The following is a 17,842-nucleotide window of genomic DNA, read 5'->3' on the forward strand; positions in this document are numbered from 1 at the left end:
CTTCTCCGTTCCTTACATATTTATTGCTTACGTTTTGGTACTTTAAGTTCGCCACTCGAACTTCTTTGTCCTTTTCATCCACTTTTTTGAACACGCATTTATTTATACAATTAAACTTAACGCTAGTGTAAAGACAAGACCAGCGACAGAAATCACTGTTTCAAGTAACGTCCATGTTGCGAACGTTTCTTTCATGGATAGATTAAAGTATTCTTTAAAAATCCAGAACCCAGTATCATTTACATGCGAAGCAATTAAACTACCCGCACCTGTCGCTAATACCATTAAAGCAAGGTTTACATCTGTACCTTCCATTAAAGGAATTACCATACCAGCAGTTGTTAAAGCAGCAACTGTCGCTGAACCTAATGCAATTCTTAATATTGCTGCAATCAACCAAGCGAGAAAGATTGGTGACATACTCGTTCCATCAAATAAAGCAGCAACAGAATCACCGACACCGCCGTCAATTAAGACTTGTTTTAAGGCACCGCCACCACCAATGATAAGTAGCATCATACCAATTGCGCGAACAGATTCTTCTGCAGATGCCATCAATTGTTTCATCGGTATTTTACGAGCAATTCCCATTGTATAGATTGCTAGTAACAAGGAAATTAATAATGCCGTTGTTGGTTGCCCAATCATGCGCATGATTTCAAAGAAAATGTTATCGGATACATTACCGATATCTTGTAGTAAATCAACCACTGTTGTAATCGCCATTAAAATCACTGGGAATAGTGCAGTTAATGCACTAACTGCAAAGCTCGGTGTTTCCTCTTTTGGAAGTGATTTTCCCCCACCAAGTGATCCAAGGTCACCAACTTTTGAAAATGCTTCTGGCACAATTTTCTTTGCAACTTTAGTAAATAGTGGCCCAGCTAAAATAACCGTCGGAATCGCAATGATAATCCCATAAATAAGTACCATTCCAATATTCGCTCCGTATTGTTGAGCAATCACGGTTGGACCTGGATGCGGTGGTAAAAAGCCATGCGTCACGGATAACGCTGCCGTCATCGGTAAACCTAAATATAATAAAGGTATTTTAATTTCTTTTGCAATTTGATAAATAATCGGTATTAGTAGAACTAACCCTACTTCGAAGAATAACGCTACACCAATAATGAATGATGCAATTACTACAGCCCATTGGATTCGTTTTTCCCCAAATTTGTGGATCAACGTTAAAGCGATTCGCTGTGCCCCACCAGCATCTGCAACTAGTTTTCCTAGTATTGCACCAAAACCGAAGATGAGTGCAATGTCACCTAAAGTACCTCCAAGTCCACCTTCAATCGATTCAACAATATCTCCTAAAGGCATCCCTAAAGCTAATGCTGTTAGGAATGATACAATGATCAATGAAATAAATGTATTTAAATTCCACTTCATTATGAGTAGCAATAGTAACACTACAGCCAATGCTACAATAATTAATGGCATTATATTTTCCATAAATTCTCGCTCCCGTCTCGTTGTATTATTTATTTATGGACTTTTGTTGATAAGCCGCTATCTGTTCATACTCACTTTCTAATGCACGTGCAATTCGAATAAAGATTGGCATCAGTTCTCGATAAGCTTCTACATGTGTTGCATTCGGCTCATGTGCATGTGTATGACCAATTAAGTCTTCCACTACATCAAATGAATCGATTTTTTCTTCAGCATATAAGCCAAGCATACATGCACCTAAACATGAAGATTCATAGCTTTTCGGCACAATCACATCCTGATCAAAGATATCCGCCATCATCTGACGCCATAGCTCCGATCTAGAGAATCCTCCCGTTGCTTTGATAGATTTCACTGGAACATCCATTACTTCGACTAAAGCAAGGAACACCGAATATAGATTAAAGATGACTCCTTCTAATGCTGCTCGTACCATATGTTCCTTTTTATGATTTAAGGTTAATCCGATAAAGGAACCGCGCACATCAGAATTCCATAACGGAGCACGTTCTCCAGCTAGGAATGGGTGGAATAATAACCCATTGGAACCTGGCTCTACTTTACTAGCAATGGTGGTTAACACTTCATATGGATCGACATTTAACCGTTTTGCTGTTTCTACTTCACTTGCAGCCAGCTCATCTCTAATCCAACGCAGAACCATACCGCCATTATTGACCGGTCCACCAATCACCCAATGTTCTTCTGTTAATGCATAGCAAAAGATTCGTCCTTTTTGGTCTGTTCTTGGTTTTGGAATCACGGTACGAATCGCCCCACTGGTCCCAATTGTTATTGCAACTTCACCGTCTTTAATAGCGTTTACACCGATATTTGATAGTACTCCATCGCTTGCGCCAATGACGAATTTTGTATTACTTGTAATTCCCATCTCTTTAGCAACTACTTCTTCACAACCTGTAAAGATCTTCGTGGTAGGAACTAATGAAGATAATTGTTCTTTATTTATTCCGGCTACCTGGAGTGCTTCTTCATCCCACGTAAGTTTATCTAAATTCATCATTCCTGTTGCAGAAGCGATGGAATGATCAACTACATACTCACCAAACAATTGATAGAAAATATATTCCTTAATACCAATGTATTTCTTCGTCTTTTCCGCAATCTCTGGACGTTCGTTTTGAATCCATGTAATTTTACTTAAAGGAGACATCGGATGAATAGGTGTTCCAGTTTTAAGGTAAATCTCATGCCCATTCATTTCTTGTTTAATTTTCTTCGCCCAACCAGCACTACGATTATCTGCCCACGTAATACATGGGGTAATTGCTTGATGTTGTTCATCTATGGCAATCAAACTATGCATCGCACTACTGAAAGAAATAAATGATAGATCTTCTTTATCAATACTTGATTCTTCCATTACCTGTTTAATCGTCAAGCGTACTGCTAAATATATCTCTTCCGGATCTTGCTCAGCAGTGGATACATCAGGAGTATGTAAATCATATCCGTGATTTCCTTGAGCAATGATTTCGCCCGTTTCCCGGTATAATACTGCTTTTGTACTTGTTGTGCCGATATCGACACCAAGCATATATTTATTTTGATTCAATGCTCTCCCTCACAATCTTCATTCGTTCATCGTCACTCCAAATACTTTCTACACGATTTTGGACATCATTAAAGTTTTTATAAAAAGCATTATTCACCAAGTCTGCATCTTTATTTTTTATCGATTCTACAATTAATCGATGATTTTCAATAATTCGTTCAAAGTCATTTTCATCCTCTTGCATGCGATAACGCATCGATAAGAGAATCAAGCATTCCATGACTGGCTTCAAATTAGTCCAAAGCATAGCGATATAGTGATGATTAATCGACCGGATAATCGTTTCATGAAATTCCATATCTAAGAACGAAAATTGATCGACATCTTTATACTTAATAGCTATCTTCATCATTTCGACCACTTTTTCAAGATCATTAATCAAGGATGCATTGTCCATATCTAACAATCGTTGAAAAGTAAACGATTCCATCATGAGCCTCACATCATATATTTCTTCTATATCTTTCTCTGAGATACCAATTACTACTGCTCCCATTCGCTCAGGGCGAACGATATTTTCACTGCTAAGTACTTTTAGTGCCTCTCTAATTGGAGATCGGCTGACTTGAAATTCTTTCGCTAATTGATTCTCAGATAAAACGGTTTCAGGTTCAATCGCTCGAGAAATGATACGCATTCTTAATTCGGCAACGACCTGCTCACCCTTAGAACTATTTATGATTTGTTTCCTCGGATAAAAGGCTTTCATAAATTCACCGTCCTCGACATGATGAATACTTGTATACAAGTATACTAACACCTGTAATTTTGTTTGTAAACGCTTGAATTGGATGATTTTAAAGTGGGAAAATTCTATTTTTTATTGGTTGGTTAAAATTTTATCTTGCCTATTTATTCTATTCTTCCCCATATTTCCTTATAGATTCTCTACATTAAATACAAAAATTGATGCTTTTGTCACACTATGTCGGACGGTATATGCATATATTACCAAAAAACAGATTGCTAGTTTACAAGGCTCAGGATATAATTTTCTCATTGAGCTTGTCATTTTACTGAAAAGAGGAGAAAAGATGAAAAAATCGGCATTTATTTTTTGTATTATTTTATTTTCTGCCGTTTTACCGAGTACGATCAGTGCTCAGACAAGTATTACAGAAAAAGAGTTAGAAAGGTTTGCATCTCAAATTAGTCAACAAAGAGGTTTTACGGTAACCATTGAGGATTTGGAGTATAATCTAGCTATTTATGATGCGAATTTACAAGAGTTTGAAACGATCAATGAGTTAGAGCAATTCTTGGGAGAAGTGATTAATAGGGATGGAAGTAATTTAGATTTAATCTATGAATACTATGAATTAGATAGTGATTCCCTTGAAGCATTACTTAATGAATTTGGTGAATCACTTGATGATTATATTTTTATTTATGATTTAGAATCGGCTGTCGACTTCTATATCGAAGAAAAGATAGAAAGAGATCCCTACTTTGATGAGAACCTGGAAATATATTTAAAAGAAGTGAGTGCCATTCGTGGATTTACGGTTACCAGAGAGCACATTGAGCATTCACTCTCTCTATATGAAACCACACTTGAAGAGTTTAAAACCATAGAACGTCTTTCTGATTTCTTAGCAGAAGTAATTAAAAAAGACTTGAGTAACTTAAGTGCCTATTTCGATATGAGTAAAAACGACGTTTTACAATTAATGAAAGATAATGGTTTAGATATCAATGATTATGTGTATTTAGATGATCTAGGAATCGACTTATATGAATTTATCGAATGGGACGATGAATATAGTATTGATTTCGATTATTTAATGAAGACCTATGATTTAACGGATGAAGAATTACTGCGATTAGAAGAGCACATTGGGAATATCCTTGAAAACGCTAGTGATGAAACAATTGAACGTATATGGAACTTAGCAGATAGAATGATGGCATTTGAAGAGTTCGATACTGCAACCGAGCTTACCGCATCTCAAATTGCTGAACTTGTTTCTATCTATCATGAATTTGTTTCTATATTTGAGTTTGATATTGAGTTTAGCTTAATAAAAGATGGGATAGAAGAGCCACTATCGCTAAATGCATTAATGTCTATGACAGAACTAGTAAATGCCGATTTAAAGATTAGCATTTATAACCTGCAAGGAACGTTTTTAGCAGATCTAATTATTACTGGAGAAATGGTAAGCTCTGAAACAATTAATGGCACAGGTGGCGCGATTAAAACGAAACAAACGGAATCAAAACAAACATTCGAGCCTGTACAGAAAAAAGTTGAATCCGAAGCAACTACTTCCACTGTTAAAGGAGCAAAATTACCAGAAACCGCTTCGAGCTATGTAGCAAATAGTCTGTTTGGAATTGCTACATTACTCATTGGAACACTTATTTTCATTCGAGCAAGGAAAGTAACAAGTGAAAAATAAACGTATACTTACTATTATCGGATTAATCTTTATTACTGGTGGAGCATGGGTTTTTTTGAACAATAGTAACTTATTTGTGAATGGCTATGAACTTGGTTCAACAAATGAACATACACTTATTGATAATCGTGATATTGAAAAGAAAATGGTTGAAGAACAGACAAAACAGAAACCCCCGAAGATTGGAGAAGAAATTGGGTCATTAACAATTGAACGAATAGATGCGATCATTCCTATCTTTCATGGCACGGATGAAAATGAATTAGAAAAGGGAATAGGACATTTTGCTAATAGTGTGCTTCCTGGGGAAAAAGATAATTCTGTATTATCTGGTCATAGAGATACTGTCTTTCGACGATTGGGAGAAGTGGAAATAGGTGATAGCCTTATTGTAACCACTGATACCGATACTTTTACGTATAAAGTCCGAAAAATTCGAATTGTTGACGAGGATGATCGTACGGTTATTGTTCCTAAAGCACGAGCAACATTAACTTTGAGTACATGTTATCCGTTTAATTTCATCGGATCTGCACCTGAAAGATATATATTAGAAGCTTATTTAGTAGAGTAACATTTGAAAAAGTTGGAGCTTTAGACCCCCAATAAAAAAGTCGTAGTGCCTTCCTTTTAAAAAAATATATACTATCCAAAAGTGTAGAAACAATCATAGCTTCTACGCGTTTTTTATTGAAATTTTTAGTTGTACAAGCTGTTAGATAGAATAGAATAGATATAAAACAAAGAAAATTAGGCATTGGAGGCATCACTTATGCAGACGTTCTTTAGCTATGTAATATTAGGTCTTTCTCTATCTATTCCGATTGGACCGATAAATGCAGCACAATTAGATAAAGGTATTCATCAAGGTTTTTTTCATTCCTGGCTCGTTGGAGTTGGTGGAATGTTTGCAGATGTGATTTTTATGTTACTAATTTATTTTGGTGTGGCTCCCTTCCTAACGACACCGTTTATAAAAACATTTCTTTGGGTATTTGGATGTTTTATTTTACTTTATATTGGGATTGAATCTTTAACAAAAGCCAAATCTACGCTGAGTAACACATCCAACGTTGAATCCACATCAAAATTCAACTCATTTGGAACGGGATTTATCATAGCCATTTCTAATCCAATAAGTATTATTTTTTGGCTTGGGATTTATGGTTCCGTGTTAGCTAAAACCACTGAAACTTCAACTAATAGTCAATTACTCATATACAGTTCTGGTATTTTTCTCGGTATTATCTTGTGGGATATTTTTATGGCAAGTGTAGCGACAAGCTTTCGGAAATTCTTTCACAGTAAAGCTCTTTATTGGATTTCTATCATTGCAGGTATCGTGCTTATCGGTTTTGGAATATTTTTCGGATATGAGGCATTTAGAGCCATTCAATATATACTGTTTTAGGCATGCACCTAAATGACCTTCTCCTAATAAGCTATCTTTAGGAGGAGGATTTACATGAGCATACTTTTTGATAATGTACAAATAGAACGACATTGGGAGTTACTTTCTCCTTGGAAACAAGATGCTTACCAATATTTTCAATTCATGATTGGTGAAAAAAACGACTATCCTTGTGTACCTGCACGACAAGGATTAAAGAAGAATAGGTTACGATTTGGCTTTCTTGATGATGTTGACGATACGAAGATGTTGGCATCATCACTAAAAGAATATGGAGATATTTCTAAAGCTATCGGGCAATATACTTCTCTTGTTATGTTTCTCCATATGGATGAGACACAGGCAACGATGGAGAATTATCAAGATTTATTTTGGGATTTGTTGTCTGATGTAACGAACTACGATACATCTGATTGGCCAGTAAATATACCGGATAATCCAGAACATCATGAATGGGAGTTTTGCTTCGGCGGAGAACCCTATTTCGTTTTTTGTGCAACTCCTGTTCATCAGTTGCGAAAAAGTAGATATTTCCCCTATATGATGCTTGCTTTTCAACCTCGTTTTGTTTTTGATGAACTGAATGCTTCCACTGCATATGGTCGGAAAATGAAAAAGGTCATCCGCCAACGTTTACAAGCATTCGATTCTACATCGGTTCACCCTGAATTAAAATGGTATGGAAACACCGATAATCACGAATGGAAACAGTACTTCATTGGTGAAGATGACCATAGCTTAAGTAAATGTCCATTTACCCGTTTTAAACAAAGGATATCCAACCTTACGAAGATGAAATAATACGCCAATTCTTTCTCAATCCTAACTTACAAAGAAACCTATCCCTTACGCACAAGTGGAAGTGTCATACAACGAATTCCGCCTCCGGCTTTTTCTAACTCGGAAACTTCAACTTCGATAAAATTTAACTTGTCTACTTGTGAATGTTGTTTTAATCGTTGTGTATGTGCCGCTTTGCTAATTAATATTGTCTCAGGGTTGAGATTAAGATAATTAATATCTGGCAATGAATCATACTGGTGTAGCCAATGTATATCAAAACCATGCCGCTTCAGGAACGTCTCCAACATCTCATACCGCGTGTTTGCTTCCATCGATACATGTACGGGAAAATGTCGCATGAATGCCTTGGCAATAAACACATCTTTTCCAGCGACATTCCCATTCATATCTAAATGCATCGTATCGGAGTTTCTTGGTAAATTAATCACAGCAATTTCTGAAAAACCACTAGAAAAGATAGTTTGTTTTATTTGGTCTACACTATCTAAACTTGTTCTCATCCCTGCATTGATAAGTACAGCATTTTTATTTAAGACCATAACATCTCCAAACTCTAATGCTTTTAATTCGTTGTTTTCTCTTATTTGAAACGAGTCTGGGAACCAATCTTGAAATAATATATGTGATTGCATATACTCTGGTTTTCTCATAAATGTACCTGCTTCACCTGGAATCATGGTTGTTCCAAATACACAAGCTAAATCACGCACAAAAACGCGATGAATTAATTGTTTACTTAATGCTTGGTCATTCTCCGATAAATACGAGCTATACTCAATAACTTCGACCCCAGCTACTTCCAAAGCCTGCTTCATAATCTCAAATTCTTCAACTGCTTTTTTTACATGTACAGCACCGCTCCAACGTACTTCATCCAATACTTTTGGCTCGGAAATGGATACTTCTGCTGGACGGCAAAGGATAACAGCTTTTAATTCCTCATGCTCGGAGTAACTTACTGGGTGTATAGGCTTCATTGTTGATCTTCCTTTAATAAATAAGATGCCCTTAGCGTAACCATCCCTAAAAAAGAATATGTACGATGAACCATTCATGAAAAATAAAATTTTGGGGAAAGTAAAAACGATGTGACATTCATATTAAGGAGGAATATCTATGCAACCAATGAATCAAGGGCAAGGAAATTTAGGAAATCATCAACCAAATCAAATGAAACAGCCATCTAATCAAGCTGGGATGACAAAACCTGGGCAAAGTTTAAATCACGGCGGTCATGAGTTATTTGATGCCCATGAAGTCATTGCTGGTATCATTAGCATGCTTGACCAATATCAAATGTATGAACAACATATCCAAGACCCTGCACTAAAGGATATTTTGCAACGTCAAACAACATTTGTAACGAAAACCTATAATACGATTGTTGAATCTTTTCAAACAGGTCATGATCCTAAAGTACCCACACAAGAATACAAAATGCAACAATCCAATAATATTGTTTATGGTATTCAAGCTGGTAAACCTAAGAAACCGAATGCTTCGACCAGTGAATTATCGGATCAAGGCATCTCTGCCTATATGCTTGGAAATGCTAAATCATTAACATCCTTGCTCGCTATGACAGCAGTGGAGATGACCAACCCAGTATTACGTAGAGTAATCGCTGATACAGTACCGAATTTTATTGAACTTAGCTACGAGATTTTCTTATATCAAAATAAACACGCATATTATCAGGTTCCTCAATTAGCAGAGGAAGATATGATCAATATGTTAAATAGCTATACAACTGTACAACAAACGCCGAATAACCCGCTACACTAAATTAAATAAAGTACCCTGTAGAAGGTCTTTCATAAAGCACCGTAACTTTATCTCTAGCTATATGATTATCATTATACCGGGTACTTTTATTAATTATGGTCTCAAGACTACTTTAATACAGTCATCTTCATGATCATTAAATACTTGATATGCCTGAGCTGCTTCTTTTAAGGGCAGTCTTTGTGTAATGATTTCTGTTGGGTCCAACTCTTGATCGCTAACCTTCTTATATAGCTCCGGCATTAGATGAATAACTGGCGCTTGACCCATTTTTATTTGGATATTCCTCACCCAAAAAGCACCCAATGGGAATGCATTGTAATTTCCTCCATACACGCCCGTAAGATGAACCGTACCAAATTTACGTATGGCTTTCGTAGCTATCTGTATTGGGCCAAGCGTACCGCCTTGAAGTTTGAGTTTTTGTTCCACATATTCGACAGGGGACTTTTTCCCATCCATCCCAACACAATCAATTACGACATCAGCCCCGCCTTTCGTGATTTCTTTTAAGTGCTCTCCCATATCCGGGAACCTGGTAAATTGAAATGTTTCAACTTTGTTTTTCTCTTTCGCATGTTTCAAACGGTAGTCCAAATGATCTATCGCAATAACTCGTTCAGCACCCTCCATCCAAGCAAATTTTTGAGTCATTAACCCAACTGGACCGCTTCCTAGCACTATTACCGTATCTCCTTGTTTGACTCCTGCATTTCTCACACTCCAATACGCAGTAGGTAAAACATCAGAAAGAAATAAGAGGGATTCATCTTCTAATTCACATGACTCAGGGACTAAAAAAGGAGTGAAATTACCAAATGGCACACGTAAATATTCGGCTTGCCCACCTGGATAATTCCCAAATTTCTCTGAATAGCCAAAATAGCCACCAGAATCATAATGAGGATTAGAATGATCACATTGACTTTCCATTTCATGATGACAATAATGGCAGTGGCCACATGAAACATTAAATGGAATTACTACGCGATCGCCTTTTTTCACTTTCGTAACCTCTGCACCTACTTCTTCAACTATTCCCATTGGTTCATGCCCAATAATATATCCCTTTGGCAATGGGAAATGACCTTGATATAAATGAAGGTCTGACCCACATATTGCCGTTGATGTAATTTTTACAATGATATCATCGGGCTTTTCAATTGTCGGTGCAGTTACCTGCTTGATCTCTATCTTTTTTGGACCTTGATAAGTTACAGCTCTCATCATTATCAATACACCTCAGTACTTATTTAATTAGGTTTAGTATCCACTTTCTATTTTGGTTTATTCAGCTATAATAGACGAGAGAATGTGAAACTTATTGCTAAAGTATATCGTATGAATAAAGTGAAACATCATTTAGTGGGATATTACTGCCTGTTACAAGGGGATAATTTAGAAAGGAGATTGAAAATGCACAATCAAATAGAAGAACCAACAGAGAGAATATCTGAAAAAGCTATATTTGTTTGGCGTACGATGAACAGTATTATTTTATCAGTAGCATTTATTATATTAATTGCACTATTAATCGCACATACATATTTTTCTTGGTATGACTGGATAGCATATGTATTATGGGGGCTAATTGCGCTTAGTATACTTGATATTATCTGGTCCATCTATTTAGAACCTTATTTGCTGCAGAAATATTGGCGCTATCAAGTAGATGAGGACTTTGTACAATTTAAACATGGTCGATGGAAGCTTGTTCATATCGTCATTCCTATGACAAAAATTCAGTATGTCGGTTTGAAACAGGGACCGCTACTGCGTAAATATAATTTACATACCTTATCTATCGGAACGATGGCTTCTACACATGAAATTCCAGCTATTCCAGAAGGTACAGCTCGAGCGATACGAGACCAAATCGCTGAATTGGCAAATATTAATAATGAGGAAGGAGAGGAATGATGCAATCAAAACGCATGCATCCATTAATGATTGCTTCATCCATTTTACGTTCGATTAAAGATCTATTCTTTTTAATACTAATCTTTTTTGTAATTAATATAGGATCAACATCAACCTGGGTAGTGATCGGCAGATACCTTCTAATTACAATCTTTATATTACTTATTATAACCGCTATCGTAAGGTGGTTCCGAACTTCATATGAAGTAAAAGAAAAATCGATTGTTATCCGACAAGGTGCATTTGTAATTAAACAACGGTATTTACCTTTTGATCGAGTCCAAAATGTAAAGACGAATACCCCCTTTTACTTTCGCTTTTTGCATGTAACCTCTTTAGTGCTTGAGACTGGTTCAGGAGGTGATGATGCTTCATTCACCTTCCCTGCTCTCCATTTAGCAGATGCAGAGAAAATAGAAAGTATTATCGACCGATACCGAAGAACCGATCATAAGATAGAACAAGTTGAAAAAGATCAAGCATTAACAGAGACATCACAAACCGAGAATGAACGCAACATTAAATCAGAGCAAAAACATTCTGAACGAAGAATTCACTTTACACCGACACGCAAAGATGTATTAAAAGCATCAATACTATCAGCAAGTTACATTGTATTAGTTCCCATTTTGTTATCGATTTTCCAACAGATTGATAGTGTTTATGATATCAGTACTTATCTCGAAGACGGTTACCAGTTCATATCTAACTCGTGGATGGTACTTGTCATTGCGATCACACTACTTATCTTAGCGTCTATTGCTTTTGGCGTTATACAAACATTTTTAAAGTATGGGAAGTATGAGATTGCTTCCGATGAAGAGCGAATTTATATTTCTCAAGGTGTGCTTAGTGAGAAGCATTTCTCCATCCGAAAAAAGAACGTTCAAGCCATTGAAATGCGCCAATCGATATTAAAACGCCTATTAGGAGTAACAAGCGTAAAATTAATTAGCGCTGGTGAAATGGAGCTTTCTGGGGACCCAGTTAATTCTCTATATCCATTCCTACCTACCAAAAGAGCGCTCTCTTTAGTAGAAGAATTACTGCCAGGTTTTGAAATTACGACAGAAATGGAACGAATGCCAACTTCATCGCTTGTGGCAAGAATGCTCCATATTCCATGGATATGGATTATCGCCACAGGAGTTATTCTATATTTCTTCCCACAGTGGTGGTGGACATCTATTGTTTTGCTTATTTTAACCATCATGGGACGTTATCTCGATTATCGATTTGCTAAATTTACGATTAATGGATCATTTATTCAATTACAAACTGGTGGTTGGGAAATCACTACGTTAGTTACCCAGCGTCATAAAGCGATTGAGTTTTCCGTGGAAGAAAATATCATTCAACGTCGCCTTGGGTTAATTACTCTTAAAACAAGCAATCGCGGTAAACCTGTGTATGTGAAGACCCTTGCTGACATTCCTGCACCAATGGCAAAAGAAGCCTATCATTGGTATAAACAGTAGTAGACTTCATAAAAATAGGTTCGAAAGATTTTCACATAAGTGTTAGGTTTAATTTAAAAAACGAACATTTTAGTAATATTTATATAATAATGTATGGGTTATATCAATAACTTGGCTTTGATTGTAATGGAAGACGGCGACTCCAGCAGGAATAGCACGAGCTGAAGATACAATTGAAAAGTGTTCTTCTTTTCAAGTTAGCTAAAGCCGTGCCTGCGGAAAAGCGTCCGTCTTTAATGAACATCAAAACAGCTAACATTCGGATTTCACATAAAATATCTTATTATGAAATTGATTTACATATTAAAATTAACGATATATTTATGAAGCTCAGTATTATAATATGCAAACGAATACTCCACAAGCCGGTCTCTACTATCATATGAATAACGTTCACGTTGTAATAACGGTTGTTTCTCTACTTCCAGCAGTTCGGCAACATTTTGCTCAGGAACAGATACACCGAATTCATCTTTAAACCGATAAAATCGAACCCCTTGCTGATATAACATATCATAAAGGGAATTAACAAACACTTCCGGGTCTTTTGGAAGTGCAATATGTGCAGATATATAATGACGAAAGTGAATATATGGTTTACCATTTAGTATATATAGGCGTTCAATACAATAGACTTCCTTACTGTTTAATTGATGTAGCGGCTCCGAAAGTTCTTCAACAACTGTTAAATCAATAAACTTCTTACGTAATTGATGACCTTCTCCAATTAAATATTCAGAAAAACGTTGTCCTTTCGATAATTTGGAAACCACCTGATTCGCCAAAACCGTTGTGCCGATACCACTTCTTTTCTCTACATAGCCTTCTTGAGCAAGCTGTTCTACTGCTTTACGAATCGTTATTTTGCTTACTTCAAACTCCCTCTCCAATTCTGGTTCAGACGGAATCAGAGCATTGACCTTATATTGTCCATTAATAATTCTTTCTTTCAAGATGTCTTTCACTTGAATATATAAAGAACCTTCCCTTAAATTTAATTTCATGATTGATCTACCTTTCTATATCGGGATCATGATTACTTACTAAAGCCCATACTTCTTTATCAGATGAAATTGGCGAATCACCATACGTTGTATGCGCTAAAATTCCGGCAGCCATGGCAAATTGAATGGTATCTTCTTTCGAGAATTGTTGACGTAATCCATGCATTATACCACTCGCAAATCCATCGCCTCCACCAATACGATCGAAAATTCGAAACACATAACGTTTAGAGAAATAAAAATTCGCATTTGTATATAAAAATCCTTCTATCTCATGCTTATTATCTTGTAATTGCTCTCTTATTGTACCGGCTATTGTTTGAATTCCATATTTCTCTGCTACTTTTGGTATAAGGTTTTGGATTTGTGACTTTCGCTCTACCTCATCCGTAGCGTAGCCTAAAACGTGTATAGCATCTTTTTCCGTCATAAAACATACATCACTTAACTGCAACATTTGTTGATAATCATTTCTCGCTCGTTGGATATTATTTTTCCAAAGTTTCGGCCGGAAATTACAATCAAATACTACTAAAATTCCACGTTCCTTTGCTTTTTCTGCGATAGAAAACATCGTATTTCTAGCATTCTCAGACACTGCTAATCCGATGCCGCAAAAGTGAACCATATCTGTATCTAGTAATATACGTTCCATCTGATAATCCGATGCTACTGCTTGGTGAAAAGCACTGATTTCTCTGTTGGTATATGTGACTACGGATGGACGCAAGTCGAAACCATCTTCTAAAAAGAACATCCCGATATGGTCGCCATCTCGACGAATGTCTTGCACTCCAACTCTTAACGATTGCAAATACGATAAAGCTGCTTCTCCAATATTATTATCAGGCAATGTTGTTATGAGGCTCGTTTGGTTGCCAAATTTTCCTAAAGCAGTAAGCACATTCACTCCTGTACCTGAAAAAGACATATCTAATGCGCGAGTTTGCTCCAACTTCTTGTTACCTGGAACATGTAGTCGCATCATTACCTCTCCAAATGCCTTCACTTTATTCGCCATACTGATCTCCTAATTGTTTTACAAAATGATAGATAGACTGTACATCCTCTAACTTCGTACGACCGGTAGACGCATCAATAATAGAAGAATAGACATGTGGAATAACTTTCTTCACACCTGCTCGGAGGGCAATCTCCATAATCTGCGAACTATTTTGTACATCTATACCCCCTGTTGGCTCTAAATAAAAGCCTTCTCTAGCACAAGCCTCAGCTACTGCTTCATACTCTTCTAAACGACTCGTTCCGCCCATCGGAAAAAACTTCAGTGAATTCCCGCCCATTTCTTTTGATAACTGGATCGCTGCTTCCACTTCCACAATGATTGGATCTTTATTCGTTGGACCTGTAGCAATATCGACAAAACCTGGTCGCCCCGTAGGTTTTACAAGGCTATTAATCATCGTTTGGGAATGGTTTACAGTAGCTCTTGTATATCCTACTTTTGGGAAAACTTGATTAATATGCCTCGGTTGGTATTCACGACTAATATCTGCAACCATCTTCCATTGCTCTGGGTTCCCTCCACCTAAGCCGAGTGAAATGGCTCCATCTAGTTCTTTATCATATACTTTTATATCTTCTAACGCTTCATGTACACTATTATAATTGCTAGATAATAACCCAATGAGTACATGACCATCGGTTGCTTCATAGATTTCCTTAGCATTTGTTATATCGGCAGATAATACATTTAAACAAATTCGACCGTTATAAAAGTTATGAGCCATCTCATCCACCTCCTATTAGGTTAGAAATTTTTTGTACAATAATATCCATATCTCCTGGCAATAATGGTCGAGGGTCAATATCAAAATGTCCTTCATTTGCGTGGTAATCCCTTGTGTAAATAGCAGGAATTCCGTCTTTTAATTGATTTACTAATGTTGAAGCATCCAAAGGGGCTTCTGCACCAATATGTACTCTCCCACGGTAAATTTCTCTTCCCGCTTCATCAGCCTCAATAGTTATCTTGATTCCGCTCCATTCGTTCAGTTGCTTTAGTTTATCTAAATCTGCTAATTGGTGCGATACATCCGTTTTTTCGGTGACAAATTGTTCTAATGCATGCAACAGTCCGAAGATAGCTTCTTTCCCTACTTTCATTGCTCTCCCGATTCCTTTCATGTGGAGAGTTGCATACTTTATAAGTTCAGTTTTCCCAGCTAATATGCCAGATGTAGGACCTTGAATCGCTTTGGAACCACTAAAGATTACAAGGTCTGCGAGCTCTCCATATCCAGTAATATCTTCTTCTGCCGCTGCATCAACTATAAGTGGAAGATTTTTTTGACGTGCCCATTCACTTACCTCTTGTAACGAAGGCATATTTTTTTGCACACAATGATGGGATTGTACAAAGAGAATTGCTGCTGTATTCTCCGATACTGACTGGTCGATTTGATCGATGCGACAGCCGTTCGCATACCCTATCCCTTTAGGTTTTCCACCGCCTACATGTATCATCACATCTACCGGAGCTCCATAATCTACTTGATGCCCCTTCATAATTAATATTTCTCGTTGAAGAAAAGCATCTTCATATAAGTGCTCAACAAGGTAGCGATCATCTTTTGATATAACCCCTGCTACTGCAAGGGATATCGCTGCGGATGCAGAATTTGTAATTAACGCATGTTCTGTATGTACATACTTCGCTACTTGTTGTCCGGATTCCTGCACTAGTTCTTCCATTTTAAAATAGTGTCTTCCTCCTCTAGCAATGCCTTCGAGCACATAATCAGACATCGTAGACACACCCAATATACTCATTCTTCCACTTGCATTAATCACTTTTTTCAAGTTCAACATAATTCCCTCCTATGATGACTGCTTCAGCATTAATAAGTGAATCTCCATGAATACTCGCACCGAATGAATCCGTTAATTTTTTTGATGTTTCTTTTACTGTGAAAAAAGTTAAGTCTGCAATCGATCCAGGTTGTAAGCTTCCTAATTCCGGTTTACTTAATATTTTTGCTGGTTTTATCGTAACCGCTTCGATGACCTCTTCTAAACTATATCCTAACGCTAAAAATTTACTTAATGTTGTTTCCATATTATAGACAGGTCCATTCTTTTGATTGTTTTGATAAATATCGGTTCCTAAACTATCAAAGTAGACTCCTTGTTGTTTCGCTTTTTGTGCAATTCTAAACGAAAAGCTCGAGCTTCCATGACCAACATCTAAATACACCCCTCTATCAATAGCATCTAATAATGAGGGCTCTACAGATCCATCTTCTCTAAAAATATGATTATTTTCTTTTTCATGATAACAGTGCGTTAGAATATCTCCTTTTTTCATATAACTTAATACTTTGCTTAATTCAGGCGGAGCTGTACCGACATGCACCATTAATGGCAGTGCTAATTTATTACGAAAAGTCTCAGCTATAATCAACGGTTGTATGCCATTCCCACAAACAACACTTGCACTCATTCGGGCTTTTAATCCAACTATAAATTGCGGATATTTCTCCACTGTTTGCTGAATCGCGTCAAATGATAGATTACCTAAATCTGAAAGTTCATCCTGACGCATCAGTCCAATTCGGGATATATTTAAAAAAGCGAAGACTCTCGTTTTTGCCGCTTGTGCAATTTGGTAGAATTCATCAACGTTATCTGCACCGCTGCTACCAGCATCTACAATCGTGGTTACACCTGTTTTGTAGCCAATTTGATCTGGTATCGCACAATACGGTTTATATTTTGGAAATGCATGTGTATGAAGGTCAATCCAACCTGGGGAAACATACATACCAGCTGCATCAAAAATTACATCACCTTGAACTGTAGTCGTTTCTGCTACTTCTACAATTCGCTGATTATCAATTACTATATCTACGGTTGCTCCATTTACTAGCGTTGCATTCTTTACAATTTGTACCATGGTATATACTCCTTCTCGAATAGCGCTGCAGCTAATTGATACTTCCCCCAAAATATTTTATCTATCTTGCATGTAACAGGCAGTA

Annotated in this window: 17 protein-coding genes; 7 read left to right on the forward strand and 10 right to left on the reverse strand. The window is 36.9% G+C overall.

Annotation, left to right across the window (positions count from 1 at the left end):
* Positions 1-102: 102 nt before the first annotated feature.
* Genes C794_RS17255 through C794_RS17265 form a run of 3 tightly spaced genes read right to left on the reverse strand, consistent with a single transcriptional unit; the run spans position 103 to position 3,746 of the window.
* Entirely contained in the window at positions 103-1,449 is a 1,347-nt protein-coding gene (locus C794_RS17255) for a gluconate:H+ symporter (protein WP_026133839.1), read from the reverse strand.
* 37 nt (positions 1,450-1,486) lie between these two features.
* Complete coding sequence (gene gntK / locus C794_RS17260) at positions 1,487-3,019, reverse strand: gluconokinase (RefSeq protein ID WP_026133840.1); 1,533 nt, start codon at positions 3,017-3,019, stop codon at positions 1,487-1,489.
* A gap of 4 nt (positions 3,020-3,023) precedes the next feature.
* A complete protein-coding gene (locus C794_RS17265) occupies positions 3,024-3,746 on the reverse strand; it encodes a GntR family transcriptional regulator (RefSeq protein WP_039819846.1) in 723 nt (240 codons plus the stop codon).
* A gap of 325 nt (positions 3,747-4,071) precedes the next feature.
* On the opposite strand from C794_RS17265, the gene C794_RS17270 reads away from it, so the two are divergent.
* The 4 genes from C794_RS17270 to C794_RS17285 all read left to right on the forward strand — a co-directional run bounded on the left by C794_RS17270 (position 4,072) and on the right by C794_RS17285 (position 7,651).
* Positions 4,072-5,439, forward strand: coding sequence for a processed acidic surface protein (locus C794_RS17270; protein ID WP_017798427.1), 1,368 nt, complete (start codon positions 4,072-4,074; stop codon positions 5,437-5,439).
* Entirely contained in the window at positions 5,429-6,013 is a 585-nt protein-coding gene (locus C794_RS17275) for a class D sortase (protein WP_017798428.1), read from the forward strand. Before C794_RS17270 ends, C794_RS17275 begins: the two co-directional genes overlap by 11 nt.
* A gap of 198 nt (positions 6,014-6,211) precedes the next feature.
* Positions 6,212-6,850 carry a LysE family translocator gene (locus C794_RS17280; protein WP_017798429.1) on the forward strand — a complete coding sequence of 213 codons (639 nt, stop codon included), beginning with the start codon at positions 6,212-6,214 and terminating at the stop codon, positions 6,848-6,850.
* A 54-nt stretch (positions 6,851-6,904) separates the two neighbouring features.
* Positions 6,905-7,651 (forward strand): YqcI/YcgG family protein, encoded by a 747-nt coding sequence (locus C794_RS17285; RefSeq protein ID WP_017798430.1) that lies wholly within the window; start codon positions 6,905-6,907, stop codon positions 7,649-7,651.
* A 38-nt stretch (positions 7,652-7,689) separates the two neighbouring features.
* On the opposite strand, the gene C794_RS17290 is transcribed toward C794_RS17285, so the two are convergent.
* On the reverse strand, positions 7,690-8,631 hold the full coding sequence (locus C794_RS17290) for an arginine deiminase family protein (RefSeq protein ID WP_017798431.1): 942 nt from the start codon (positions 8,629-8,631) through the stop codon (positions 7,690-7,692).
* Positions 8,632-8,770: 139 nt separating this feature from the next.
* On the opposite strand from C794_RS17290, the gene C794_RS17295 reads away from it, so the two are divergent.
* Positions 8,771-9,439: a spore coat protein gene (locus tag C794_RS17295; RefSeq protein WP_017798432.1), complete on the forward strand. Its 669-nt coding sequence runs from the start codon at positions 8,771-8,773 to the stop codon at positions 9,437-9,439.
* 93 nt (positions 9,440-9,532) lie between these two features.
* Here the strand turns inward: C794_RS17295 and C794_RS17300 are convergent, their stop codons facing one another.
* Positions 9,533-10,666, reverse strand: coding sequence for a zinc-dependent alcohol dehydrogenase (locus tag C794_RS17300; protein WP_026133841.1), 1,134 nt, complete (start codon positions 10,664-10,666; stop codon positions 9,533-9,535).
* Between the two features lie 189 nt (positions 10,667-10,855).
* Between C794_RS17300 and C794_RS17305 the strand changes: the two genes are divergently transcribed.
* Together C794_RS17305 and C794_RS17310 are read left to right on the forward strand one after the other, a co-directional pair.
* Complete coding sequence (locus C794_RS17305) at positions 10,856-11,359, forward strand: PH domain-containing protein (protein ID WP_017798434.1); 504 nt, start codon at positions 10,856-10,858, stop codon at positions 11,357-11,359.
* A complete protein-coding gene (locus tag C794_RS17310) occupies positions 11,359-12,837 on the forward strand; it encodes a PH domain-containing protein (protein ID WP_017798435.1) in 1,479 nt (492 codons plus the stop codon). The genes C794_RS17305 and C794_RS17310 overlap by 1 nt, the downstream gene beginning before the upstream one ends.
* A gap of 296 nt (positions 12,838-13,133) precedes the next feature.
* On the opposite strand, the gene C794_RS17315 is transcribed toward C794_RS17310, so the two are convergent.
* The 5 genes from C794_RS17315 to C794_RS17335 are packed head-to-tail and all read right to left on the reverse strand — an operon-like array spanning position 13,134 to position 17,757.
* Positions 13,134-13,841 (reverse strand): GntR family transcriptional regulator, encoded by a 708-nt coding sequence (locus C794_RS17315; RefSeq protein WP_017798436.1) that lies wholly within the window; start codon positions 13,839-13,841, stop codon positions 13,134-13,136.
* A 7-nt stretch (positions 13,842-13,848) separates the two neighbouring features.
* Positions 13,849-14,862 (reverse strand): sugar kinase, encoded by a 1,014-nt coding sequence (locus C794_RS17320; protein WP_017798437.1) that lies wholly within the window; start codon positions 14,860-14,862, stop codon positions 13,849-13,851.
* Positions 14,852-15,601 carry a 2-dehydro-3-deoxy-phosphogluconate aldolase gene (dagF, locus tag C794_RS17325; RefSeq protein WP_026133842.1) on the reverse strand — a complete coding sequence of 250 codons (750 nt, stop codon included), beginning with the start codon at positions 15,599-15,601 and terminating at the stop codon, positions 14,852-14,854. Before dagF ends, C794_RS17320 begins: the two co-directional genes overlap by 11 nt.
* The gene (locus C794_RS17330; RefSeq protein ID WP_017798439.1) at positions 15,594-16,673 is read right to left on the reverse strand and encodes a DgaE family pyridoxal phosphate-dependent ammonia lyase; all 1,080 of its coding nucleotides are present in this window, start codon (positions 16,671-16,673) and stop codon (positions 15,594-15,596) included. Before C794_RS17330 ends, dagF begins: the two co-directional genes overlap by 8 nt.
* Entirely contained in the window at positions 16,648-17,757 is a 1,110-nt protein-coding gene (locus tag C794_RS17335) for an amidohydrolase/deacetylase family metallohydrolase (RefSeq protein WP_017798440.1), read from the reverse strand. Before C794_RS17335 ends, C794_RS17330 begins: the two co-directional genes overlap by 26 nt.
* Positions 17,758-17,842 lie beyond the last annotated feature (85 nt).

It is taken from the genome of Oceanobacillus kimchii X50, assembly GCF_000340475.1.
Taxonomy (GTDB): Bacteria; Bacillota; Bacilli; order Bacillales; family Amphibacillaceae; genus Oceanobacillus; species Oceanobacillus kimchii.

Coding starts and splice junctions, on each gene's coding strand:
- C794_RS17310 (WP_017798435.1), top strand. CDS start 11,359: ATGCAATCAAAACGCATGCATCCATTAATGATTGCTTCATCCATTTTA.
- C794_RS17320 (WP_017798437.1), bottom strand. CDS start 14,862: ATGGCGAATAAAGTGAAGGCATTTGGAGAGGTAATGATGCGACTACAT.
- C794_RS17265 (WP_039819846.1), bottom strand. CDS start 3,746: ATGAAAGCCTTTTATCCGAGGAAACAAATCATAAATAGTTCTAAGGGT.
- C794_RS17270 (WP_017798427.1), top strand. CDS start 4,072: ATGAAAAAATCGGCATTTATTTTTTGTATTATTTTATTTTCTGCCGTT.
- gntK (WP_026133840.1), bottom strand. CDS start 3,019: ATGCTTGGTGTCGATATCGGCACAACAAGTACAAAAGCAGTATTATAC.
- C794_RS17335 (WP_017798440.1), bottom strand. CDS start 17,757: ATGGTACAAATTGTAAAGAATGCAACGCTAGTAAATGGAGCAACCGTA.
- C794_RS17280 (WP_017798429.1), top strand. CDS start 6,212: ATGCAGACGTTCTTTAGCTATGTAATATTAGGTCTTTCTCTATCTATT.
- C794_RS17290 (WP_017798431.1), bottom strand. CDS start 8,631: ATGAAGCCTATACACCCAGTAAGTTACTCCGAGCATGAGGAATTAAAA.
- C794_RS17305 (WP_017798434.1), top strand. CDS start 10,856: ATGCACAATCAAATAGAAGAACCAACAGAGAGAATATCTGAAAAAGCT.
- C794_RS17285 (WP_017798430.1), top strand. CDS start 6,905: ATGAGCATACTTTTTGATAATGTACAAATAGAACGACATTGGGAGTTA.
- C794_RS17295 (WP_017798432.1), top strand. CDS start 8,771: ATGCAACCAATGAATCAAGGGCAAGGAAATTTAGGAAATCATCAACCA.
- C794_RS17315 (WP_017798436.1), bottom strand. CDS start 13,841: ATGAAATTAAATTTAAGGGAAGGTTCTTTATATATTCAAGTGAAAGAC.
- C794_RS17330 (WP_017798439.1), bottom strand. CDS start 16,673: ATGTTGAACTTGAAAAAAGTGATTAATGCAAGTGGAAGAATGAGTATA.
- C794_RS17255 (WP_026133839.1), bottom strand. CDS start 1,449: ATGCCATTAATTATTGTAGCATTGGCTGTAGTGTTACTATTGCTACTC.
- C794_RS17300 (WP_026133841.1), bottom strand. CDS start 10,666: ATGAGAGCTGTAACTTATCAAGGTCCAAAAAAGATAGAGATCAAGCAG.